Genomic DNA, 21,242 nt, shown 5'->3' on the forward strand with positions numbered 1-21,242 from the left:
GGCCGCGACGGCCGGTCCTGATTCATCTTCTTGCTTCTTCAGACCCCGGACATCTCCCAACTGCGCTTACCTTCCTGTAAAGTCTTGCGCGAGAGCGAGGCCCCCCGACCACGGAGGATGGCCCGCGCGACGTGGCAAAGAAGGGGGAAACGGATGGGCAAGGCATGACGGCGTGGGCCAGATCCGCCAGTGCCGCGGCGCTGCTTGCGGCCTTGCTGAGCGGCTGCATGAGCAGCCCCGCGCCGGGCAAGGGCGGTCCCAAGAGCGAAGACATGTCCGCCGACCAGTTCGGCCAGACCGACTTCAACCGCACCGTCACGCTGGAGGTGCGCGACAACCTGGCCAGCCTGTATGTCCTGCTGGACAAGCTCTACCGCCGCAATCCGCGCGAGTGGCGCAAGTCCGGCGCGCCCGATCTGGCCAAGGCGGTGTCGCTGGTCAAGCATTCCATCGAGGTCCGCGTCCCGCCCAAGGACCTGGCGGGGCTGCGCGATATCCAGATCCTGGCCGTGTCCCTGGACCCCAACTATTCCGGCGACCGGGTCGGCGCTTTCATCTACGGCCTGGCCGACACCATCATCGCGGCCCACAACGGCAAAACCCGCCTGTACGCCACCGACGCGCTGGACGGGCAGCGGGTCTACAATGCCGCACGGAACGTCGAGGCAGCCGCCTGGCTGCTGGCGTCGCGCCGCAATACCCAGGGCGAACCCTTGCTGCTGGCCAACGAAATGTCCCAGAACGCCACCAACCTCAGCTTTGAACGCGAATTCGGCGCCATCATCGGCCGCCTGGATCTGATCGCGAATCTGCTGGGCGAGAACACGCGGCGCATCGGGATCAACTACGCGCAGGGCCTGCTGCTGTTCAATTTCCTGCCGGTGCGCTAACAGGATTTCCATCGTGATCGATATCGCCTCCATTCAGACCGCCCGCGAGAACCTGCGCGGCCAGGTGCTGAAGACCCCGTTTACCCTGTCCCGCACGCTGTCCGACATCTTCGGCGCGGAGATCTGGCTGAAGTTCGAGAACCTGCAGTTCACGGCTTCGTTCAAGGAGCGCGGCGCGCTCAACCGCATGCTGACGCTGTCGGAAGAAGAACGCGCCAAGGGCGTGATCGCAGTGTCCGCCGGCAACCACGCGCAGGGCGTGGCCTACCATGCCCAGCGCATGGGCGTGCCGGCCGTGATCGTGATGCCGCGCTTCACCCCCACCGTCAAGATCGCCAACACGCGCCGCTTCGGCGCCGAGGTGGTGCTGGCCGGCGATACCTTCGACGACGCCAAGGCGCGCGGCTACGAGCTGGCGCAGGAGCGCGGCCTGATCATGATCCACCCGTACGACGACGAGGCGGTCATATCCGGGCAGGGCACGGTGGCGCTGGAAATGCTGGAAGACCAACCGCAGCTGGACACCCTGGTCGTCGCCATCGGCGGCGGCGGCCTGATCTCCGGCATCGCCACCGCGGCCAAGGCGCTCAAGCCCGGCATCGAGATCATCGGTGTGCAGACCGAGCGCTTCCCGTCCATGTACGCGGCCGTCAAGGGCGTGTCCATGCCGCAGGGCGCGTACACCATTGCCGAAGGCATCGCGGTGAAGTCGCCGGGCGCGCTGACCCAGCCCATCGTGACGCAATTGGTCGATCGCCTGGAGCTGGTCAGCGAAAGCGATATCGAACACGCCATCGTGGTGCTGCTGGAAATCGAGAAATCGGTGGTCGAAGGCGCGGGCGCCGCAGGCCTGGCCGCGCTGCTGCGCGCGCAGGAAGAGGGCAGCGACCGCTACAAGGGCAAGCGCATCGGCCTGGTGCTGACGGGCGGCAACATCGACCCGCTGATGCTGGGCGAACTGATCGAGCGCGGCATGGTGCGAGCAGGCCGCCTGGCGCGTATCCGCGTGGACCTGCGCGACCTGCCGGGCGCGCTGGCACACGCCACCAAGCTCATCGCCGACGCGCAGGCCAACATCACCGAAGTGCACCACCAGCGCGCGTTCACGTCATTGCCGGTGCGCAATGTCGAGGTGGATTTCGTGCTGCAGACGCGCGGCCACGAGCACATCCAGGAAGTGATCGACATACTGAACGCGGCGGGCTTTGCCGCCAGCAACCACGACCACTGAGCGCGCCGGCGCGGTTCAGGCGGCGCCGTTCTGCGCGGCGTCGCGCGCCAGCAGGTTCTTCAGGCCGTACAGGCGCTCGCGGTGCAGCGTCGCCGACAGCGGCTCGGGCTCGCGCCCCAGCGCCACATAGTCCGCGGGCACCTGTGCCGCCGCCGCGCGGATGGCATCGGGCGCGGCCTGCCACCACTGCGTCAGCATGCGGTCGGGGTTGTAGACGTCCAGCCCCTGGCGCCGCAGTTCGGAACGATTGAAATCCTTCAGATTCCAGGTCAGCACCTGCACCACAGGCGGCTGCTGCAGGCCGCAGCGCGCGCGCCGCGCCAGGCCGGCCGCGATCACGTGGAAGTCCTTGGGATCGCTGTAGCGCAAGGACGCCTCGTAGACCTGGGTGTCCGTTTCGCGGGCGCCGGGAAAGCGCGCGTTCATGTCGTCCCAGAGTTCCATCATCACCTCCGGCGGGATCTCCCAGATGCGCGAGGCGTTGCGGCGCCATTCCTCGCCGATGCGGTCGGTCCAGACCGGCGTGTACACGCCGGCCTCGGCCAGCCTGAGCAGCAGGCGGCGCAGGATGCCGGACATGAGGACGCAGGCGTCGAGGACGATGAAGGGCGGGGGGGAGGAAGCGGCGGTCAAGTGAGGTCTGAAGCCCCGCCGGCACATGGCGGGCAGGGCGGAAACGTGGAAAACGAGGCGCAAGAATAACGTTTTTGGAAGCGGCCCGGGGCCGGCTGCCGTGCGCAAGAGGGGCGGCAGGCTCTAACCGAGTTCGGCGCGCACCGCATTGCACAGGCTCACCAGGTTGCGCCGCGACACCAGGCACTGCTTGAGCGGGGTATCGATGGCGTAGAAATAGATATTGGCGAGAAAGCCATAGAGCCCCGCGTCCACGCTGCCCGGATTGGGGCCGAACATGAAGCCGTTGTCGCCCAGCAGGCTGGAGATGGCCTCCAGGTCGGCGATCCCGCGGGCATAGGCGTCTTCGGGGGCATAACGGCCTATGCCTTGGTAGTGATAGCGCTGGAAGTTGTACTGGCGGGCGGCTTCCAGCTGCTCGGGTTTGACGTCCGGATGGGCGTCCAGCAGCGCCTTGCGGAAGATTGGCCAATAGCGGTCGTCGCGCCAGCGCGAATAGGACATGACCCAGTACAGATCGTCCAGCGCGCGGCGCACCAGCAGGTCCTGCCGCTGCTGCTCGGGCGTGAGGGAATCGTCGATGGTCAGTTCGTACTGGCGCTTCAGGTGGGCGATGATGGCGTCGCTGTCGCCGATGCGCAGATCGCCGTCGGCGATATAGGGCAACTGGCCGCGCGGCGCGGACTGCACGTCCAGCGTATGCCGATGGTCGAACGGCAAGCGGCACAGCTTCAGGAAGGCGTAGATCTTCAGGCCGTAGGGGTTGTTGTCTTCCAGCCCATAGAGTCCGGGGTACGAATAGAGGGTGATCATGGCGCGCTCCCTGATTACCGGACTAGATTAGATCGGCGGGGCGAATTTTGCGCGCTTCAGTTTGACGAGGCAGGCGTTCGCCGGTTTGCGACGAAGGGGGGACGCCTGTCCTGTGGCGGGGTGGTGCCCGAGACCGGAATCGAACCGGTACGGCCGCGAGGCCGAGGGATTTTCTTACCACTTCGGCTTTCGCCGCCAGCGCGGATGCGCTGTTCGTGGTCTGGAGCACGCCTTCACCATAGCCTTGCGGCCTTAGGTGCCCGCCGTCTGCTCTCTACACCTTCCCCGGCCATGCGGCCTGGGCTTGGCTCGGCGTTGGCTCGGAACGGGTCCAGGGCATTCGCCGAGTTTGACGGGCTACACCTTTGGAGTTTCCCCCAAAGGGCTCAAATTAGTTCAAGTCCCTTGTGTCTACCAATTTCACCACTCGGGCGTTGCACGGCCCCGGAAGGGCCGGCAGCGGGCGAGACTATACCATCCCGGGGCCAGAGGCCTGGATTACGGACTCCTGGCGACGGGGCGTTCAGGAGACGAAGCGCACGGCGGGGCGCGGGCGTTCGTCCACGGTCAGGGAAAAGACGTCGGGGCGCGAGTAGTGCCCCACCACGTCGAAGTCATAGCGGGCGCGCACCAGTTCCGCCGTATCGACCTGGGCGGTCAGCAGGCCGGCCTTGCCGCGCAGCGGGCCGGCCAGCACGTCGCCCAGCGGACCGACGATGACCGAGCCGCCGTTGATCAGCGGACGGTTGGCGTCCCAGCCTGGCACGTCCTGGCCCAGTTCGGCGGGCGAGGGCTGCACCTGGCAGGCGCTGACCACGAAGCAGCGGCCCTCATGCGCGATGTGGCGCATCGAGCACTGCCAGATGTCGCGCTCGTCCACCGTGGGCGCGCACCAGATTTCCACGCCCTTGGCGTACATGGCGGTGCGCAGCAGCGGCATGTGGTTTTCCCAGCAGATGGCGCCGCCGATGCGGCCGGCTTCGGTGTCGACGACCGGCAGCGTCGAGCCGTCGCCCTGGCCCCATATCAGGCGTTCGGTGCCGGTGGGCATGAGCTTGCGGTGCTTGGCGACGAGGCCGGTCGCGGGCTCGAAGAACAGGGCGGTGCAGTACAGCGTGTTGCCGCCGCGTTCGATCACGCCCACCACCAGGCTGGCTCCGGTGCGCTGCGACAGGGCGGCGAGCGCCTCGGTTTCGGGACCGGGCACATCGATGGCGTTGTCGTAATAGCGGGCGTAGGCTTCGCGGCCTTCGGGCAGGCGGTAGCCCAGGCGGGTGCCGAAGATCTCGCCCTTGGGATAGCCGCCCAGCAGCGCTTCGGGCATGACCACGAGCGAGGCGCCAGAGGCGGCGATCTGGCCTTCGTAGGCGAGGATGTCTTCCAGGGTGCGGGCGCGGCCTTCGGGGGAGGAGCCGATCTGCAGGGCGGCGACGGTTTTCGTGGTCATGGCGAGGGTCTCGGGAACGTGGCAACGGGGCTTCAGTGTCCGGCCGGCCCTAAAATCAATCAATCCTGGTCAGAGATAAATGATATGAACCAGATTGATATCGAGTCGGCCGACCTGAACTTGCTCAAGGTCTTCGAGGCCATCTATGACGAGGGCGGCGCGGGGCGTGCCGCGCTGCGCCTGGGCGTCACGCAGTCGGCCGTCAGCGCGGCGCTGGGCCGCTTGCGCGCGCTTTATGGCGATCCGCTGTTCACGCGCACCGGCAGAGGGCTGTCGCCCAGCCTGCGGGCGCGCGAACTGCGGCCTGTCATCGGCGAAGCCCTGGACAAGTGCCGTCAGAGCCTGTCGCTGGCGTGGCCGGGCGCGGCGGGCTTCGTCGGCCGCTCGGTCACGCTGGGCCTGTCGGACGATTTTGAGATCGCGCTAGGGAGGGACGCGATCCGCGCCCTGGCGGACAGCGCGCCGGGCCTGCGCATCATTTTCCGGCAGACCCACAGCCGCCTGGCCGCCGACATGCTGATGGCGCGCGAGGCCGATCTGGTGATCGCCTCGGGCGGATTGACCACGCAGGCCTTGCAGCGCGTGACGGTCGGACAGGGCGGCTATGCCTGCCTGCTGGACCCCGCCAGCCTGGCGCCGGGCCAGACCTCGCTGTCGCTGGAGGAATTTGTCCGCCGCCAGCACATTCTGGTGTCGTCCGGCGGCTTCATCGGCGTGGTGGATGAAGTACTGCATGGGCTGGGACTGACGCGCCAGGTGCAGGCATCGACCACGCATTTTTCGGCGCTGGCGTTTCTGCTGCCAGGCAGCGATGCCCTGTCGACCTTGCCCGCGCACGCGGCGCGCGGCCTGGCCGCGGCCTCCGGCCTGCGCATGCTGCCGTGCCCGGTGGCGATGCCGGGCTATGCCATCGAAATGGGTTGGCGCGCCGACGCCTTGCGGGATGAGGCGGTGGCCGTGGTCAGGCGCGGTTTGCTGGACTTGCTGAATGGCTATGAATGGGAGCGCGCCGCCTAGGCGCGCGGCCTAATTGCGCCGGAACAACCGGCTCAGCAGGCCGCGCGGCGCGGCGGCGGCCTGCTCCGCGGCCAGGGCGTTGTTCAAGGACAGTTCCTGGTACTGGGGCTTGCCGTTCTGTTGATAGGAGGCGGCAGCCTGGCGATAGGCCATGGCGGATTCCGCGTGGCGCTTCATTTCACTGTAGGCTTGGCCGCGCGAAAATAGCGCCCAGCTGCGATAGTCTGGATCGATCGCGATCAGCCGGTCGCAGGCAGTCAGCGCCTCGTCGTGGCGCTTGGCGGCGATCAGCGCGTTGATGCGCTCGGCGTGCAGGGCGCCGTCATCCGGCCAGCGCGCCATGGCGCGGTCGGCGTCGGCCACGGCCTCGTCCGCGCGGCCCAGATGGATCAGCGCCTCGATGCGGGCGCGGCGCCACTTCAGCCAGTCCGGATCCAGCGAGATCGCCACTTCGGACAGCGGCAGGGCTTCCTCATGGCGCTCCAGCCGGTTCAGCATGTCGGCCGCGTTGCCGGGCAGGAAGTCGCTGTCGGGCGCCAGCTCGTAGCCCTGCAGGTAGTACGCCAGCGCCTCATCCCAGTTGCGCTGGTCGCGTTGCGCGTTGCCGGCAACGAACAGCAGTTGGGCGTCGCCGCTGGTCATGGGGTCCAGCTCCCGGAGCGCCTGCTCGGCCAGCTCCGGATCGCCGCTGCGCACGTACTCGCGGGCCTGTTCCCTGCGGCCTTCCCAGCCGCTGTCAGACAGCGCGTCCAGATGATGCCACAACGGCGCGGCTTCGTCTGCGCGGCCCAAGCGGTGCAGGGACCGCGCCTTGCCTTCCAGGGGCCAGTCCCAGTCGGGCTCGCGCCGTAGCAGGCTGGTCCATTCCTCGACGGCATCCGCGTGGCGTTCCAGCGCCTGCAGGCACGAGGCGCGGTTGTGCTGGATGGCGTTCTGCTCGCCCAGGATGGCGCGGGCGCGGTCGAACATTGCGATGGCGTTGTGCAGGTCGCCCAGGCTGCGGTAAGTGTTGCCGGCGTCGTACAGGAACATGCCGTTGCCCGGCGCCAGCGAGGTCGCGCGCCGGAAATGCGGCTCGGCTTCGGCGTGTCGCCCGGCGTTGGCCAGGTTGGACGCGATATAGCAATGCGGCGCGCCGGCGGATGGGCGCAACTGCGCGGCGCGGGTCCAGCACTGGATGGCCTGGTCCAGCTGGCGGTCGTTGATCAGCAGATAGGCCTGCGCCATCAGCAGCCCGAAGTGCGAAGGCGTGCGTTGCAGGGCATCGCGCAGGACGCGCCAGGCTTCCTGTCGTTCGCCGGCGTTGTAGCGCGCGGTGGCCTGGACGCGGATGGCGTCGGCGCAATGCGGGTCCAGGGTCAGCGCCCGGTCCAGGTCGGCCTGGCGCGCAGCGTGGGCGCCGCGCTTGTCGTGATAACGGGCGCGCAGCGCCCACAGGAGGGCCGAGGCGGGCTGTTCGCGCAACCCTTGTTCACACAGCGCCAGCATTTGCGCGTGCTCGTCGCCGTCGTCGGCGCGATGGATGGATTCGATCAGGGCGGACATGCGCGGGATTCCGTGGGGTAGGGCTAGGGCGCCGAGGCGCCGGCTTCGTGGCGGCAGATGTAGGGACGGTCGGCGCGCGGGATGTCGTCGCTGCCGCACTGCCAGCGGCGGATGCCGCCGCCTTTCTTTTCGGAACGCAGTTCGGGCAGGTAGACGAGATGCTTGCCGCCGAGCGCGGGCGCGTCCGCGGCGCTGGGGGCGCCAGCGATGGTGAAGCGCAGCACGCCGTTGACCGGATTCAGGCTCAGCGCGCTGAAGCCGCTGCTGTTCAACGATTCCGCGGTGACGCCGAGCGCCGCCATGTCCGGCGCGTAGGTTCCCGTGCGTTGGTAATGGTTTTCGGCCAGCATGCGCACGGGTTGCGACACCAGGTCCAGGCGGATCACCTCGGCGCGCAGGGGATTGTCTTCCTGCTTGGGCTCCATGACGATGGCGCCGATGATCATGCCGCCCGCGACCAGCAACAGCACGCCGAGCACGATGAAGATGAACTTGCCCGCGCCCGTGATGGAGCGGGTCTTGGCGATGGCGGGCCGGATGGCGCGCGGGTCCGCCTGGCTGGAGACCACGTAGGTGCCGGAGATCCAGTTGTGCATGGCGCGTTCGCCGAAGATGGTCCTCTGGATGCGGTAGAAGATGCCGGGCAGCGCGATGTTCAGCACGTACTTCATCAGGTGCCGCCAACTGGCGCGCAGGACGCCAGGGTGATCGCCATTGCGGTTCACGACGCGCAGCTTCAGCACCCGCTTGCCTGGGGATCCGCCGGCCCAGGCGTCCATCAGGGCCGGCAGCATCAGGCCGATGAAACCGGCGGCCATGGCCAGCAGGACGGGGCGCGCAGCGCCGGCCAGGGATTCGTAGGTCAGATTGGCGGCGGTGCTGAATCCGATCATGGCCGCGACCATCACGACGGCGTCGATCGCGGTGGCGCCAAGCCGCGGCCAGATGCCGGGGAAGACCGGGGCATTGCCGGCGCGGGCCGGGGCGGCCTTGGCGGTCTTCGCAGCCTTCGCGGCAGGCGCGGCCGCTGTGGGGGCGGCCAGCGGCGCATTGCAGCTGAAGCACTGGGTGTTGGAGGCCGGATTCTGCCAGTTGCAGCGGGGGCATTGCATGGGCGGCGGTGGCGGCCTGGAAATGCCGCAAGAGCGTGGGGAGTGCGGATGTTACCGGGAAAACCCCGATCCCAGGACGCTGCCACTAAGCACGACACTTCCCGCCATGAAGCCCGTCCAGCCCCTTTCGCCGCATCCTCGCGATATCGATCCCGTCTCCCTGCGCCTGTTCCTCGCGGCGCTGGAGGAGGGCAGCCTGGCGCGCGCCGCCGCCCGCGAGAACATCGTCCCTTCCGCCGTCAGCAAACGCATGTCGGAAATGGAGGACGCCTTCGGCGTGCCACTGCTGGAGCGTGGGGTCAAAGGCGTGCAGCCCACGCCCGCGGGCAATGCCCTGGCCACGCACGTGCGCATGGTGCTGCAGAGCATGGACCGCATGCGCCGCGAAATGGCGGGCTTTGCGACCGGCGTGCGCGGCAGCATCCGGCTGGCGGTCAGCGTGGCGGCGCTGTCCGGCGAACTGCCGGCGCAGATCCAGTCCTTTCGCCGCGCCTATCCCCAGATCGATATCTCGCTGGAAGAAGGCACCACGCAGGAGGTGTTCCGCGCGGTGCTGGACGGTCAGGCCGACGTGGCGGTGGGTTCCGATTTCGGTCATGACGGTTTGCAGGTCTTTAATTGCGGCCGCTGCGATCTGGCGGCGGTGGTGCCTGGCCAGCATCTGCTGGCCGATCGCGACACGCTGGACTACGCGCAGCTGCTGCCCTTCGAGCAGATCGAACTGAACCGCGACAACGGCATCAGCGCGGTGTTCGAGCAGGCGGCGCAGGATGCGGGCGTGGCGCGGCGCATCAGCGCGCGGGTCAGCTCGCACGAAACCATCTGCATGCTGGTGGCGCGCGGCATGGGCGTGGCCGTGGTGCCCATGTACCTCAAGGCGCGCCACGCCAACCTGGACATCCGCTTCATTCCGCTTTCTGGAGCCTGGTCCAGCACTTCCTTGTGCATCGCCGTGCTGGGGGTGGACGCCTTGCCGCCCGCGGCCCGCGTGCTGTTGGCCCATCTGGGCGTGGCGGACGCCGCCTGAAACGACAGGGCTCAGGGCTTTCCCGGACGTTCCCAAACGAGAATGCCCCCGTGCTGAAAGAGCGCTACCCGCTGATCCGGCTTGCCGCCGATGATGGGGGCATGGGGCGGCGGCATGCATCGATCTTGCCACCGCCTGTTTTTCAGCGCATCAGGCCCGAGGATATGCAGATGGCAGCAACACCGGCTTCACCCTTCATGGACCACTCCGAGTTGCCGCTGCGCGGCATCAAGGTGCTGGAGCTGTCCCACATGATCATGGGCCCGGCGGCCGGCCTGGCGCTGGCGGACCTGGGAGCCGAAGTCATCAAGGTGGAGCCGATCGAAGGCGACCGCACCCGGCGCCTGAAAGGCTCGGGCAGCGGCTACTTCCCGGTCTTCAACCGCAACAAGCAAAGCCTGGCGATCGACCTGAAGGCAAGCGCAGGGCAGGCCGTGGTGCGCCAGCTGGCCTTGCAGGCGGACATGGTGGTGGAGAATTTTCGCGACGGCAGCCTGGCCCAGTACGGGCTGGACTATGAGTCGCTGTCGGCCGAGAACCCCGGGCTGATCTACGTATCGCTCAAGGGCTTTCTGTCCGGTCCCTACAAGCAGCGCACCGCGCTCGACGAAGTGGTGCAGATGATGGGCGGGCTGGCCTACATCAACGGCGGCGCGGACTCGCCCCAGCGCGTGGCGGCCTCGGTCAACGACATCCTGGGCGGCACCTTCGGCGTGGTGGGCGCGCTGGCGGCGCTGCACGACCGCCACGCCACGGGGCGCGGCAGGCACGTGCGCTCCGGCCTGTTCGAGAACAATCTGCTGCTGGTCGCGCAGTTCATCGCGCAGTACCAGCTGACGGGCGCCGCGCCCAAGCCCATGGGGGCGGAACGCCGGCCGCCCTGGGGCGTGTACGACGTGTTCGAGACCGCCGACGGCCGCGTGTTCGTCGCCGTGGTGGGCGATGCGCAATGGCGCAACTTCGCGCAGAAATTCCTGCCGCCCGAATGGGCCGCCGATCCGCGCCTGGCCACCGCCGTCGACCGCGAGGCGGCGCGGCCCTGGCTGGTGCCGGGCGTGGGCGAGATCCTGAAAACCTGGAAGACCGACGAACTCTGCGCGGCCTTGGAAGCCGCCGGCCTGTCGTACGGCCCGATACGCCAGCCGCACGACCTGCTGGACGACGCGCATCTGAACGCCGGCGGCGCGCTGTTGAAGACCCGGCTGCCGGACGGCGGGGAGATATCCGCGGCGGCGTTGCCTATCGAGTTCGACGGCCTGAAGGCCGGCAAGCGTTCCGATCCGCCGCGGCAGGGCGGCGACACGCAGGCCATCCTGCAGGGTCTGGGCTGGGATGCCGCGCGCATCGAGGCCCTGCGCAGCGCAGGCGTCATTGCATGAACGGGCGGTAGCGCCCGATATCGGTCGAGGCGGCGCAGACCGCCAAGACTTCCATCGAAGAGGAGACAAGATGATCCGCAAACTGTTCGCGGTGGCCGCGCTGGCCGCCGCCTGTGCCGCACACGCCCAGGACTACCCCAGCAAGCCCATCCGCATCATCATCCCGTCCACGCCGGGCGGGGGCACCGACTACATCGGTCGCCTGATGAGCACCAAGTTGCATGAACTCAACGGCTGGTCCGTCATCCCCGAGAACAAGCCGGGCGCGGGCACGGCGCTGGGCCTGGCCGAAGCGGCGCGTTCGCCTGCCCAGGGTTACGACCTGGTGATCGGCCAGTCCGACAACGTCACCCTGATTCCGCTGCTGATGAAGGTGTCGTACGACCCGGTCAAGGACCTGGCCCCGGTGGCGTTGGTGGCCACCACGCCCATGGTGCTGCTGGTGTCGGACAGCTCGCCCTACAAGACGCTGCCCGAAGTGATCGACGCCGCCAAGAAGGATCCGAACAAGATCTCCTATGGCACCTCGGGCACGGGCGGCGGCGTGCACATCGCCATCGAAATGCTGCAGCACGCGGCCGGCTTCAAGATGCAGCACGTGCCGTACAAGGGCTCGGCGCCGGCGCTGGCGGACCTGATGGGCGGGCATCTGCAGTTCGCGGGCTCTTCGATCTCGTCGGCGGCCACGCTGATCAAGTCCGGCAAGGTGCGCGCGCTGGCGGTCACCTCGCCCAAGCGCAATCCGGCGCTGCCGGAGGTGCCCACGGTCGCGGAGCTGGGCTACAAGGATTTCAGCGTGGTGACCTACTACGGCGTGCTGGCTCCGGCCAAGACGCCGCCCGCCATCGTGTCGCGCCTGAACAGCGACTTCAACAAGCTGCTGGCGCGCAAGGACGTGCAGGAGGCGCTGGCCGCGCAAGGCCTGGAAACCGATCCAGTGTCCACCGAACGGTTTGCCGCGCTGATCAATTCGGATATCGCCAAGGCGCGCCAGACCATCGAAAGCGCGGGCATCGTGGTGCAGCAATAGGCGGGCCGGGAAAAGGACAGCACATGAACCAGGAAATCAGGCTTTGCGAAGTGGGTCCGCGCGACGGGCTGCAGATGGCCAAGGGCATGATGTCCGCGGCCGATAAGCTGCGCTGGATCCGGCAACTGGCCGATGCCGGCCTGCGCGAGATCGAGGCGGGCAGCTTCGTGTCGCCGCGGTTGGTGCCGCAGATGGCCGATACGGGCGCCGTCCTGCCCGAGGTCCTGAAGATCGACGGGCTGACCGTCGTCGCTCTGGTCTGCAACCTCAAGGGCGCCATTGCCGCCTACGAGGCAGGCGCGCACGCGCTGTCGTTTCCCGTCTCGGTCAGCGACACGCATAGCCGCGCCAACGTGGGCAAGGGCACCGACGCGCAGGTGGAGGTGCTGGCCGCCATTGTCGATTGGGCGCGGGCACAGCCGCGGCCCATGCGCATCGATGCGGCGGTCGCCACCGCCTTCGGCTGTTCGCTCGAAGGCGCCGTGCCGGTGCGGCGTGTCGCGCAGGTGGCCGCCGCCGCCGCGTTGGCAGGCGCAGACGAGATCGCGCTGGCAGACACCGTGGGCTATGCCCATCCGGCGCTGGTGCGCGATGCGGTGCGCGCCGCGCAGGACGCCGTGGGCGCGCGGCTGGTCAAGCTGCATCTGCACGACACGATGGGGCTGGGCCTGGCCAATGCGCTGGCCGGGCTGGACGAGGGCATCCGCGCCTTCGATTCCTGCCTGGGCGGCTTGGGCGGCTGCCCCTTCGCGCCTGGCGCGTCGGGCAACATCGTTACCGAAGACCTGGTCTTCATGCTGGAAAGCATGGGCTACCGCACGGGCGTGGATCTGTCGCGGCTGTTGCAGGCGCGGCCCTTGCTGGCCCAGGCGCTGCCGCAGGAAAGCCTGCGCAGCGGCGTGGCCGCCGCTGGCATACCGAAGACCTACCGGGCGCGCGTCCCGGTCTAGCGCAAGTCCGGGAAAGGGGGCGGCGCTAGCGGTAGACGATCACCGGCAGCGTCGAATGCGCCATCACCTTCTGCGTCTGGCTGCCCAGCAGCACGGCCGCCAGCCCGCCATGGCCGCGCGAGGCCATGGCGATCAGGTCGCAGCCTTGCGTCATGGCGATATCGATGATGGTCTGCGCCGGGTTATTGCTTTCGCGCATTTCGGTGGTGCAGGACACGCCCGCGGCGGTGGCCTGCGCGGCCGCTTGCGACAGGTACGACCTGGCGAGCTCCTTGGCCTCGCGCTCATACTCCGTATGCACCCCTTCCAGATGCACCGTTTCCATGGAAGTGGGGCGGTAGGCGCTGTACACCGTCAGCACCGTGACGCTTGCGCCCAGGGCGCTGGCCAGGCCCAGTCCTTGCGCCAGGCCGGCATATGAGCGTTCGGATCCGTCGATGGGGATGAGTATGTGCTTGTACATGACTACCTCCTGAGGGTGGGGAGGGCGGCGCGAGTGCGCGCGGCCCTAGGAGCGTGAACAGCGGCTGTCCTCATACTACGCCTTGTGGCGGCTCTCGGCGAATCGCGAGGAAAATACGCTGGGCGCGGCCGGCGCACCCATGGCGGCGGCACGGACCGTACCTACTGCGTCGCCATCCCGCTACCTACACTTCCTCCTGAAGCCTTATTTGCGCAGCGCGGCTGCAAGGGAGGGAGTAGTGAGCGGAACGGTTTACTTGGTTGGCGCCGGTCCGGGCGATCCCGAGCTGCTGACGGTGCGCGCCTTGCGGCTGTTGCAGCAGGCCGATGCCGTGGTCTGTGACCGGCTGGTGGGCGCCGGCATCCTGCCCCTCATCAATCCCGCCGCGCAATTCCATGACGTCGGCAAGATGGTGGGCGACTGCCGGCATCGGCAGGAAGACATCCATCAGTTGCTGTTGGCGCTGGCGGGGTCTTGCTCCCGCGTCGTGCGCTTGAAGGGCGGTGATCCGTTCATTTTCGGCCGGGGCGGCGAAGAACTGCTGTTCCTGTCCCGGCATGGCGTACCGGTTGAGGTCGTGCCGGGCATCAGCGCCGCCAATGGCTGCGCGGCAGCGTTGGGCATTCCTTTGACGCATCGGGGCGTGGCGGCCAGCGTGCGTTTCATCACGGGCCATCTGCGGGACGATGCTGGTCTTGAACTGGACTGGAGTTCGCTGGTCGATCCCACCTGTACCCTGGTGTTCTACATGGGGGTTGCCAACGCCGCCGAGATCGTCGCGTCCTTGCAGCGGCATGGGCGTGGCGGCGATACGCCGGCCGCGCTGGTTCATTCCGGCACCACCGAAGCCCAGGACTGGACGGTGGCCCCCTTGCGCCAGATTCCGCAGCTGGTGGCCGGCTTCAAGCCGCCCACGCTGCTGGTGGTCGGCGACGTGGTACGTCTGGCGCAGCGGGCATGGTCCGCCGCCGCGGCGGGACAGCTGCTGTTGCGTGACACGGCCGAGCCATGCGCCCCGGTCGCGGCCTGACATGCCTGGCGCTGGCCTGTTGCACGGGGCTGGGCGCGGCGGCGGGCCAGGTGCAGGCGGCGCCGGACCTCGATCCCGCCGATCGGCAGCGGCTCATCCACCTGGTGCGGCAGGACTGCGGCTCCTGCCATGGATTACGCCTGAGTGGCGGCCTGGGGCCGGCGCTGACGCCGCAAGCGCTTGCCGGCAAGCCGCCGGCCTATCTCGAACAGGCGATTCTGCGCGGCCTGCCGGGGACCGCCATGCCAGGGTGGCGCGGCGTGCTTGCGCCCGATGAAGCCACCTGGATCGCCGCGCGCCTGCTCCAAGGCTTTCCTGAGGAATAGAGGATTCATGAAACTGCGACTCCTGCTTGTCCTGGCCGCCGTTGCGCTGGCCGGCTGCGCAGCGGCTACCGACCCGCGCGGCACCAACGACCTGGGCATGGTGATCGAGCGTGCCGATGGCGCCGTCTCCATCGTCGAAACCAGCGGGCAGACCCGGCTGGCGCGGGTCGAAGGGCTGGGCGATCTTTCCCACGCGCACATCGCCTATTCCCGCGATGGCCGCTACGGCTACGTCTTCGGCCGCGACGGCGGGCTGAGCAAGGTGGATCTGCTGCGGAGGCGCGTGGACCGCCGCATCATCCAGTCCGGCAATGCAATCGGCGGCGCCATTTCGCAGGACGGCCGGCTGATCGTGGTGCAGAACTACACGCCTGGCGGCATCAAGGTATTCGATGCCCAGACCTTGCGCCAGATCAGCGAAGTGCCGGCCGAGTATGCGCCGGGCAAGCGTTCCAAAGTGGTCGGCCTGGCGGACCTGCCCGGACAGAAGTTCGCCTACGCGCTGTTCGACGCGGGCGAGATCTGGATCACCGATCTGTCGGACCCCGCCCGCCCGGCCACGCAGCGCTATGAGGCCGGCCGTCAACCCTACGATGCGCTCGTCACCCCTGACGGCCGCTATTACATCGCCGGGCTGTTTGGCGAGGATGCGCTGGCCATGATGGACCTCTGGCATCCGGAGGCTGGCGTGCGCAAGATCCTGCAGGGCTATGGGCGCGGCGAGGAAGCGCTGCCGGTCTACAAGATGCCCCATCTGCGAGGCTGGAGCGCGGCGGGCGGCCGGCTGTTCCTGCCCGCCATCGGCAGGCACGAGGTGCTGGTGGTGGATACCGCCACCTGGCAGGAAACCGGCCGCATCGCCACGTTGGGCCAGCCGGTGTTCGTCATGGCGCAGCCCGATGGCCGCCGTGTCTGGGTCAACTTCGCGGTGCCCGACAACGGCCAGGTGCAGGTCATCGACACCGACACCCTGGCCGTGGTCCGGACGCTGGCGCCGGGCCGCGGCGTGCTGCACATGGAGTTCACGCCGCGCGGAGAGGCGGTATGGCTGTCGGCACGCGACGATGACCGGGTCGTGGTGTACGACACCCGGACGCTGCAACGCGGCGCCACGCTCGACATTCCCAAGCCCAGCGGCATTTTCTTCACCAACAGGAGCGGCCGCATTGGATTCTGAGCTGTCCGCTACAGATTTGCGTCTGCTCGATGGCTGGCAGCGCGACTTCCCGCTGGTCTCGCGCCCCTACGCCTTGCTGGCCGAGCGCGTCGGCCAGGATGAAGACACGGTGCTGGCGCGCTTTCGCCTGTGGCAGCGAGCGGGCGTGGTGAGCCGGATCGGCCCGGTGCTGCACCAGTCCTGTTTCGCCAGCGCGCTGGTCGGCATGCGGGTGCCGGCCGGCCGCGTGGATCAGGTCGCCGCCTACGTCAGCAGTCTGCCGCAGGTCAATCACAACTACGAGCGCGAGCATGCGCTGAACCTGTGGTTTGTGGCCGCCAGCCGCACGCCTGGCGCGTTGGCGCGCTTGCTGGCGCGGATCGGGCAAGACACCGGCTGCGAGCCGCTGGCCTTGCCCATGGAGGCCGAGTACCACATCGACTTGGGTTTCAGCCTGAGTACGCCACAACAACGCGCAGCGCCGCAGCGCGGCGGCAGTCCAGCCGCGCTGCCGCCCGCCGGCAGCGCGCAAGAGGTCTTGCTCCACGCCGTGCAGAATGGGTTGGACCTTTGCGCGCAACCCTATCGCCGGTTGGGGCTGCCGACGGGGCTGGATGAAGACGAGACGCTGCGCCTGCTGGAGCGCTGGCTGCGTGCAGGCCTGTTCCGTCGCTTCGGCGTGGTGCTCAGGCATCGCCAGCTGGGTTTTCGCGCCAATGCGATGTGCGTCTGGAACGTGGACGACGCGCGGGTGGATGCGCTGGGGGAGCGGCTGGGTGCCGAGCCCGGCGTCACACTCTGCTACCGGCGCACGCGGCGCTTGCCGCAGTGGCCCTACAACCTCTTCTGCATGATCCACGGCAAGGAGCGGGAAGCGGTGCGGGCGCTGCGCGATGCCATCGCCGGCCGGCTCGGATTGGATGCCTGGCCGCATGCGGTGCTGTTTTCGACCAGGTGCTTCAAGCAGCGCGGCGCGAGGTTCGTGCCGGAAGAGGCGGCGCATGGTTAGGCCCAAGAACATTGCCGCGAGCGTGCCGCTGGCGCTGGACGCTGCCGACCGCAAGCTGATCAACCGCCTGCAGGGCGGCTTTCCCATCAGCCCGCGTCCGTTCGCGGACGTCGCGCGGGCGCTGGGGCTGGACGAAGACGCCGTGATCGCGCGCGTGGCCCGCTTGCGCGAGTGCGGCGCGTTGAGCCGTTTCGGTCCGCTGTTCCAGATCGAGCGCGCTGGCGGTGCCTACTGCCTGGCGGCGATGGCCGTACCGCAGGCGCAATGGGAGCGGGTCGTGGCCCTGGTCAACCGCCGGATCGAGGTTGCGCACAACTACCGCCGCGAGCATGCGCTGAACATGTGGTTCGTGCTGGCGGCGGCTGATCCCGCCGATGTGGCTGCCTGTTTGCGCGCCATCGAACAGGAGACGGGCCTGCCCGTGCTGGCGTTTCCGAAGGAACGAGAGTACTTCCTTGAAATGAAGCTGGAGGTCTGAGATGGACGCAGCCGGCCTGACTCCGTTCGAACTGTCCCTGGTCCACGCCACGCAGGACGGGCTGCCGATCCGGCGGGATCCGTACCGGGCCGTGGCCGAGCGGCTGGGCGTCACCGAAGCCGAGGTGATGGCGCATTTGCGCGACATGCTCGCGCGCGGCGTGATACGGCGCATCGGCGTGGTGCCCAACCACTACGCGCTGGGATTCGTGGCCAACGGCATGACGGTCTGGGATGTGGACGACGGCCAGATCGACGCCGTGGGAGCCTGGCTGGGCCAGCGTGCGGAAGTAAGCCATTGCTACCGGCGTCCCCGGCATCCGCCGCTGTGGCGCTACAACCTCTACGCCATGCTGCACGGCGCCGACCGCGCGGCGGTGCTGGCGCGCATCGATGAAGTCGCCGAGGCCTTGGAAGCGCGCTTTCCGGACGCCCTGCGTGCGCGCGACGTGCTGTTTTCCTCGGCCATCCTGAAAAAGACCGGCCTGCGCCTGAAAGACGGCCGTGGGCCGGACGCATAGCGAGGAATTCCGCATGTTCCGCATCTCTGTCTTCGTCTCCGAACTGCTACGCTCCACGCCGCTCGCGCCTCGCCGGGGGGCGGCCGGACCCGTGGTGATCTGGAACCTGATCCGGCGCTGCAATCTGCATTGCCGGCATTGCTACTCCGCATCGGTCGACAGGGACTTTGCCGGCGAACTGGACTACGCCGAGGTCTGCGCGGTCATGGACGATCTGCATGCCCACGGCGTCAGGGCGCTGATCCTGTCTGGCGGCGAACCGCTGCTGCGGCCGGACATTTTCGAGATTGCGCGCCGGGCCAAGGCCATGGGCTTTTACGTAGGCCTGTCGTCCAACGGCACCCTGATAGACCGGCGCAACATCGAGTCCATCGCCGGCTGCGGCTTCGACTACGTGGGCATTTCACTGGACGGCCTGGGCGCGACGCACGACCGCTTCCGGGGCGAGGCGGGTGCGTTCGATGCCTCGCTGGCAGGCATCCGGCTGTGCCGGGACCGCGGCCTGAAGGTCGGCATCCGCTACACCATGACCCAGGGCAACGCCGACGATCTTCCTGGGCTGCTGGCATTGCTGGACGCCGAGAATGTCGACCGCTTCTACTTTTCACACCTGAACTACGCGGGCCGCGGCGGCCGCAACCGGGGCGAGGACAGTCACCACCGCATGACGCGGGTGGCCATGGAGCGGATCTTCGAGACCTGCCTGGAACATGCCGTGGCCGGCAAACCCCGTGAGTTCACGTCCGGCAACAACGATGCCGACGGCGTGTTCTTCCTGCACTGGGTGCGTCGACGGTTCCCGCAGCGCGCGCCGCATATCGAGGCCAGGCTGCGCCTGTGGGGCGGCAACGCCAGCGGCATGAACGTCGCCAACATCGACAACCGCGGCAATGTCCACGCCGACACCATGTGGTGGCACTACACTCTGGGAAACGTGCGCCTGCGGCCCTTCTCGGAGATCTGGTCGGATCCCGCCGAACCCTTGCTCAAGCTGCTGCGGCTGCGGCCGCGGCCCGTCAAGGGGCGCTGCGCCGGCTGCGCCTACCTGGACATCTGCAACGGCAACACCCGCATCCGTGCGCAGAAGCAGTCGGGCGACCTCTGGGCCGAGGATCCCGGCTGTTATCTGACCGAAGACGAGACAGGAGTGTGAATGGAATTCCCGCCCAACCCGGTGAATGCGGAAGACGCATCGCTGCAACGCGCCTGGCAACTGTTCGATGGGTACAACCGGCGCGATCCCAATCTGGTCGCCTGGAATGGCGCGATGCAGCCGCGCGAATGGCTGCACGCCCAATTCCTCCAGGGCTGGGTGGCGAAGCTGGCCCCGCGGGCCGGCGCTGCCTTGCGCCTGGCCGCCCGCTGCCAGCACATCGGCCGCTGGGAGGTCCCGCGCGAGGCCTGTCCGGCCGGCAGGACAGGCTATCTGCAATGGCGCAATACGCTCAAGGAACATCACGCGGACGTCGCTGCCAGGCTGCTTGCCAGCGCAGGCCATGACGCGCAAACCATACAGGCGGTGCTGAAGATCATCCGCAAGCAGGGCATCAAGCGCGATGCCGACGTGCAATGCATGGAGAACGCGCTGTGCCTGGTGTTTTTGGAGCACCAGTACGAGGAATTCTGCGAGCGTTATCCGGACAAGGTCGTCGCGGTGCTGCAGAAGACCTGGCACAAGATGGACGAAGCCGGCCGGCAGGCGGCCGCGTCGCTGTCCTTCAGCGAGCGGGGCCAGGCTTATCTGGCGGCTGCGCTGGCGGGCGGCGAGGAGGCCGGGAACGCAAGTTCCTGATCGCGGCGCTGGTCTGGGGCCGGATGGCTACAGTACGCTGCATGCCACGCCGCAAGCCAGCATTCGTCGCACCAACAGCTTCGGGTCATGCGCGGTTCCCAGCAGCAGGACGGTGCGTTGGCCCGCCCGCACCTGACGGGCCAGCCAGTCCAGTCCCGTGCCCGTGGCTACGGTCGCGTCGGGCTGCAGGCCCGGACCTTTCAACTCGATCCTCGTCGCGTCCCGCCGCGCCTTGTCCAGGATGGCCGGATTGACCGCCGGCACGTGCGCAACCAGGTCGGCCTGGTTCAACAGGCGCAAGGCGCGCAGGGTCAACAGGTCGGCGGGGCCGTCGGCGGCCGCCAGTATCGTCGCGCTGCCTGCGCGGGGCAGGGTATCGGCCTGCATCGCGGCTTCCAGGGCCAGACCGGCCTGCCTGCCGTCTCCCGCCGCCAGCAACGAGGGCAGCGGACCGTCCAGCATCCAATCGTAGAAGTCGCGGCGTTGGTCCAGGTTGCGGAAGCGCGCAACGATGCGGTTGCGGTAGCGCGCCGCAAGCCGGGCCAGATCTCCAGTGCTTTCGTCGAGCAAGGCTTCCAGCCGTTCGCGGATGCGCCGCGCCAGCACGGGCGCACAGCCCCCTGACGAAATCGCCACCACCAGCGGGGAGCGGTCCAGGATGGCGGGCACTTGTATCGTCGACAGAACGGGGTCGTCGACCACGTTGCAGGGAATGCGGCGCGCAACCGCCGCCGCGGCAACCGCCTGGTTCGTGCCGCCGTGATCGGTCGCGGCCACCGCCAGCCAGGCGCCGTCCAGGCAGGCCGGCGAGAAGACCTCCGGCACATGCTGGAACTGGTCCTGGTCCGCGGCTGCACGCAGCCAGGACGTCAGGGCCGGCGCCGCCACGGCAACGGCGGCGCCGGCCCTGAGCAGCAGCCTGATCTTGCGTTCGGCCACCGCCCCGCCGCCCACCACGACCACCCGCCGGCCGGCCAGGTTGAAGTACACCGGGAAGAGCATCGCGGATGGCGTATTCATGGCGCTCTGCTCCCTTACTTGCGGCTGGAGAAGTACTGGGCCAGCTCCTGGATGGCTTCGGGACTCAAGGGCTCTGCCATGGAACTCATGACCGGGTCATTACGTTCCCGGGTCTTGAAGGCATTGAGCTGTTTAACCAGATACTCGGTTTTCTGCCCCGCAAGATTGGGGTACAGGCCGACGGCGCTGATGCCGTCCGCGCCATGGCAGGAGGCGCATAACGGCAGCATGGCGGAGACGCGGGGCGAGAGCGTGTCGGGATTGCCGCCGGCGACCAGGGCGGGCTGCCCGTCGGCGGCCAGCGCGTGGGCGGCGGCCTGGGACAGCAGCAGCGCCGTGAGTATGCGGAATAGCGTTTTCATGTGTCGGTTCCT

Annotated in this window: 23 protein-coding genes; 15 read left to right on the top strand and 8 right to left on the bottom strand. The window is 68.1% G+C overall.

The window, feature by feature from the left end; genetic code table 11:
* The first annotated feature begins 227 nt into the window (after positions 1-227).
* Together ACZ5YA_RS29125 and ACZ5YA_RS29130 are read left to right on the top strand one after the other, a co-directional pair.
* A complete protein-coding gene (locus ACZ5YA_RS29125) occupies positions 228-890 on the top strand; it encodes a hypothetical protein (RefSeq protein ID WP_410469166.1) in 663 nt (220 codons plus the stop codon).
* 13 nt (positions 891-903) lie between these two features.
* On the top strand, positions 904-2,121 hold the full coding sequence (locus ACZ5YA_RS29130; RefSeq protein ID WP_059373834.1) for a threonine ammonia-lyase: 1,218 nt from the start codon (positions 904-906) through the stop codon (positions 2,119-2,121).
* A 15-nt stretch (positions 2,122-2,136) separates the two neighbouring features.
* Here the strand turns inward: ACZ5YA_RS29130 and ACZ5YA_RS29135 are convergent, their stop codons facing one another.
* The 3 genes from ACZ5YA_RS29135 to ACZ5YA_RS29145 form a co-directional block, all read right to left on the bottom strand.
* On the bottom strand, positions 2,137-2,700 hold the full coding sequence (locus ACZ5YA_RS29135) for a PIN domain-containing protein (RefSeq protein ID WP_240633213.1): 564 nt from the start codon (positions 2,698-2,700) through the stop codon (positions 2,137-2,139).
* Between the two features lie 177 nt (positions 2,701-2,877).
* Positions 2,878-3,567: a glutathione S-transferase family protein gene (locus tag ACZ5YA_RS29140; RefSeq protein WP_059373836.1), complete on the bottom strand. Its 690-nt coding sequence runs from the start codon at positions 3,565-3,567 to the stop codon at positions 2,878-2,880.
* 523 nt (positions 3,568-4,090) lie between these two features.
* Positions 4,091-5,014 carry a carbon-nitrogen hydrolase family protein gene (locus tag ACZ5YA_RS29145; RefSeq protein WP_464091579.1) on the bottom strand — a complete coding sequence of 308 codons (924 nt, stop codon included), beginning with the start codon at positions 5,012-5,014 and terminating at the stop codon, positions 4,091-4,093.
* Between the two features lie 84 nt (positions 5,015-5,098).
* Here ACZ5YA_RS29145 and ACZ5YA_RS29150 point away from each other — a divergent pair, with 84 nt between their 5' ends.
* Positions 5,099-6,031 (top strand): LysR substrate-binding domain-containing protein, encoded by a 933-nt coding sequence (locus ACZ5YA_RS29150; RefSeq protein ID WP_464091580.1) that lies wholly within the window; start codon positions 5,099-5,101, stop codon positions 6,029-6,031.
* Between the two features lie 9 nt (positions 6,032-6,040).
* Here ACZ5YA_RS29150 and ACZ5YA_RS29155 read toward each other — a convergent pair whose 3' ends face one another.
* Entirely contained in the window at positions 6,041-7,576 is a 1,536-nt protein-coding gene (locus ACZ5YA_RS29155) for a tetratricopeptide repeat protein (RefSeq protein WP_464091581.1), read from the bottom strand.
* A 23-nt stretch (positions 7,577-7,599) separates the two neighbouring features.
* Positions 7,600-8,688, bottom strand: coding sequence for an RDD family protein (locus ACZ5YA_RS29160; RefSeq protein ID WP_464091582.1), 1,089 nt, complete (start codon positions 8,686-8,688; stop codon positions 7,600-7,602).
* Positions 8,689-8,794: 106 nt separating this feature from the next.
* Between ACZ5YA_RS29160 and ACZ5YA_RS29165 the strand changes: the two genes are divergently transcribed.
* The 4 genes from ACZ5YA_RS29165 (at position 8,795) to ACZ5YA_RS29180 (ending at position 13,074) form a co-directional block, all read left to right on the top strand.
* Positions 8,795-9,715 carry a LysR family transcriptional regulator gene (locus tag ACZ5YA_RS29165; RefSeq protein ID WP_118931717.1) on the top strand — a complete coding sequence of 307 codons (921 nt, stop codon included), beginning with the start codon at positions 8,795-8,797 and terminating at the stop codon, positions 9,713-9,715.
* 170 nt (positions 9,716-9,885) lie between these two features.
* Positions 9,886-11,094 (top strand): CaiB/BaiF CoA transferase family protein, encoded by a 1,209-nt coding sequence (locus tag ACZ5YA_RS29170; protein ID WP_280015028.1) that lies wholly within the window; start codon positions 9,886-9,888, stop codon positions 11,092-11,094.
* Positions 11,095-11,164: 70 nt separating this feature from the next.
* A complete protein-coding gene (locus tag ACZ5YA_RS29175; RefSeq protein WP_059375549.1) occupies positions 11,165-12,124 on the top strand; it encodes a Bug family tripartite tricarboxylate transporter substrate binding protein in 960 nt (319 codons plus the stop codon).
* Between the two features lie 23 nt (positions 12,125-12,147).
* Positions 12,148-13,074 carry a hydroxymethylglutaryl-CoA lyase gene (locus ACZ5YA_RS29180; protein WP_059375546.1) on the top strand — a complete coding sequence of 309 codons (927 nt, stop codon included), beginning with the start codon at positions 12,148-12,150 and terminating at the stop codon, positions 13,072-13,074.
* A gap of 25 nt (positions 13,075-13,099) precedes the next feature.
* Here the strand turns inward: ACZ5YA_RS29180 and ACZ5YA_RS29185 are convergent, their stop codons facing one another.
* Positions 13,100-13,537: a universal stress protein gene (locus ACZ5YA_RS29185; protein ID WP_059375544.1), complete on the bottom strand. Its 438-nt coding sequence runs from the start codon at positions 13,535-13,537 to the stop codon at positions 13,100-13,102.
* A gap of 238 nt (positions 13,538-13,775) precedes the next feature.
* On the opposite strand from ACZ5YA_RS29185, the gene cobA reads away from it, so the two are divergent.
* From cobA to ACZ5YA_RS29225, 8 genes are read left to right on the top strand one after another with little or no spacing between them, the layout of a single operon-like run.
* The gene (gene cobA / locus ACZ5YA_RS29190) at positions 13,776-14,567 is read left to right on the top strand and encodes a uroporphyrinogen-III C-methyltransferase (protein ID WP_118931719.1); all 792 of its coding nucleotides are present in this window, start codon (positions 13,776-13,778) and stop codon (positions 14,565-14,567) included.
* Positions 14,546-14,893 (top strand): c-type cytochrome, encoded by a 348-nt coding sequence (locus ACZ5YA_RS29195; protein WP_464091583.1) that lies wholly within the window; start codon positions 14,546-14,548, stop codon positions 14,891-14,893. Before cobA ends, ACZ5YA_RS29195 begins: the two co-directional genes overlap by 22 nt.
* A gap of 7 nt (positions 14,894-14,900) precedes the next feature.
* Complete coding sequence (locus ACZ5YA_RS29200; protein WP_280015031.1) at positions 14,901-16,070, top strand: cytochrome D1 domain-containing protein; 1,170 nt, start codon at positions 14,901-14,903, stop codon at positions 16,068-16,070.
* Positions 16,060-17,058 (top strand): siroheme decarboxylase subunit beta, encoded by a 999-nt coding sequence (gene ahbB, locus ACZ5YA_RS29205; protein WP_464091584.1) that lies wholly within the window; start codon positions 16,060-16,062, stop codon positions 17,056-17,058. Before ACZ5YA_RS29200 ends, ahbB (ACZ5YA_RS29205) begins: the two co-directional genes overlap by 11 nt.
* A complete protein-coding gene (locus ACZ5YA_RS29210; protein WP_118931723.1) occupies positions 17,051-17,536 on the top strand; it encodes an Lrp/AsnC family transcriptional regulator in 486 nt (161 codons plus the stop codon). Before ahbB (ACZ5YA_RS29205) ends, ACZ5YA_RS29210 begins: the two co-directional genes overlap by 8 nt.
* 1 nt (position 17,537) lies before the next feature.
* Positions 17,538-18,056 (top strand): siroheme decarboxylase subunit beta, encoded by a 519-nt coding sequence (gene ahbB, locus ACZ5YA_RS29215; RefSeq protein ID WP_251877625.1) that lies wholly within the window; start codon positions 17,538-17,540, stop codon positions 18,054-18,056.
* Positions 18,057-18,069: 13 nt separating this feature from the next.
* Positions 18,070-19,209 (top strand): heme d1 biosynthesis radical SAM protein NirJ, encoded by a 1,140-nt coding sequence (gene nirJ, locus ACZ5YA_RS29220; protein ID WP_464091585.1) that lies wholly within the window; start codon positions 18,070-18,072, stop codon positions 19,207-19,209.
* Positions 19,210-19,848, top strand: a complete 639-nt coding sequence (locus tag ACZ5YA_RS29225; protein ID WP_464091586.1) for a DUF4202 domain-containing protein — start codon at positions 19,210-19,212, stop codon at positions 19,846-19,848.
* A gap of 27 nt (positions 19,849-19,875) precedes the next feature.
* Here the strand turns inward: ACZ5YA_RS29225 and ACZ5YA_RS29230 are convergent, their stop codons facing one another.
* Together ACZ5YA_RS29230 and ACZ5YA_RS29235 are read right to left on the bottom strand one after the other, a co-directional pair.
* Positions 19,876-20,868, bottom strand: a complete 993-nt coding sequence (locus ACZ5YA_RS29230; RefSeq protein WP_280015033.1) for a precorrin-2 dehydrogenase/sirohydrochlorin ferrochelatase family protein — start codon at positions 20,866-20,868, stop codon at positions 19,876-19,878.
* Positions 20,869-20,882: 14 nt separating this feature from the next.
* A complete protein-coding gene (locus ACZ5YA_RS29235; RefSeq protein ID WP_118931727.1) occupies positions 20,883-21,230 on the bottom strand; it encodes a c-type cytochrome in 348 nt (115 codons plus the stop codon).
* Positions 21,231-21,242 lie beyond the last annotated feature (12 nt).

This window comes from Achromobacter sp. JCM 18799 (assembly GCF_055395645.1).

Excerpts from the sequence above, each read along its gene's own strand:
- ACZ5YA_RS29210 (WP_118931723.1), top strand. The coding sequence starts at position 17,051 with ATGGTTAGGCCCAAGAACATTGCCGCGAGCGTGCCGCTGGCGCTGGAC.
- ACZ5YA_RS29170 (WP_280015028.1), top strand. The coding sequence starts at position 9,886 with ATGGCAGCAACACCGGCTTCACCCTTCATGGACCACTCCGAGTTGCCG.
- ACZ5YA_RS29200 (WP_280015031.1), top strand. The coding sequence starts at position 14,901 with ATGAAACTGCGACTCCTGCTTGTCCTGGCCGCCGTTGCGCTGGCCGGC.
- ahbB (WP_251877625.1), top strand. The coding sequence starts at position 17,538 with ATGGACGCAGCCGGCCTGACTCCGTTCGAACTGTCCCTGGTCCACGCC.
- ACZ5YA_RS29150 (WP_464091580.1), top strand. The coding sequence starts at position 5,099 with ATGAACCAGATTGATATCGAGTCGGCCGACCTGAACTTGCTCAAGGTC.
- ACZ5YA_RS29225 (WP_464091586.1), top strand. The coding sequence starts at position 19,210 with ATGGAATTCCCGCCCAACCCGGTGAATGCGGAAGACGCATCGCTGCAA.
- ACZ5YA_RS29125 (WP_410469166.1), top strand. The coding sequence starts at position 228 with ATGAGCAGCCCCGCGCCGGGCAAGGGCGGTCCCAAGAGCGAAGACATG.
- ACZ5YA_RS29140 (WP_059373836.1), bottom strand. The coding sequence starts at position 3,567 with ATGATCACCCTCTATTCGTACCCCGGACTCTATGGGCTGGAAGACAAC.
- ACZ5YA_RS29185 (WP_059375544.1), bottom strand. The coding sequence starts at position 13,537 with ATGTACAAGCACATACTCATCCCCATCGACGGATCCGAACGCTCATAT.
- ACZ5YA_RS29235 (WP_118931727.1), bottom strand. The coding sequence starts at position 21,230 with ATGAAAACGCTATTCCGCATACTCACGGCGCTGCTGCTGTCCCAGGCC.
- ACZ5YA_RS29195 (WP_464091583.1), top strand. The coding sequence starts at position 14,546 with ATGCGCCCCGGTCGCGGCCTGACATGCCTGGCGCTGGCCTGTTGCACG.
- ACZ5YA_RS29175 (WP_059375549.1), top strand. The coding sequence starts at position 11,165 with ATGATCCGCAAACTGTTCGCGGTGGCCGCGCTGGCCGCCGCCTGTGCC.
- ACZ5YA_RS29180 (WP_059375546.1), top strand. The coding sequence starts at position 12,148 with ATGAACCAGGAAATCAGGCTTTGCGAAGTGGGTCCGCGCGACGGGCTG.
- ACZ5YA_RS29230 (WP_280015033.1), bottom strand. The coding sequence starts at position 20,868 with ATGAATACGCCATCCGCGATGCTCTTCCCGGTGTACTTCAACCTGGCC.
- ACZ5YA_RS29160 (WP_464091582.1), bottom strand. The coding sequence starts at position 8,688 with ATGCAATGCCCCCGCTGCAACTGGCAGAATCCGGCCTCCAACACCCAG.
- ACZ5YA_RS29165 (WP_118931717.1), top strand. The coding sequence starts at position 8,795 with ATGAAGCCCGTCCAGCCCCTTTCGCCGCATCCTCGCGATATCGATCCC.
- ACZ5YA_RS29155 (WP_464091581.1), bottom strand. The coding sequence starts at position 7,576 with ATGTCCGCCCTGATCGAATCCATCCATCGCGCCGACGACGGCGACGAG.
- ACZ5YA_RS29145 (WP_464091579.1), bottom strand. The coding sequence starts at position 5,014 with ATGACCACGAAAACCGTCGCCGCCCTGCAGATCGGCTCCTCCCCCGAA.
- ACZ5YA_RS29135 (WP_240633213.1), bottom strand. The coding sequence starts at position 2,700 with ATGTCCGGCATCCTGCGCCGCCTGCTGCTCAGGCTGGCCGAGGCCGGC.
- nirJ (WP_464091585.1), top strand. The coding sequence starts at position 18,070 with ATGTTCCGCATCTCTGTCTTCGTCTCCGAACTGCTACGCTCCACGCCG.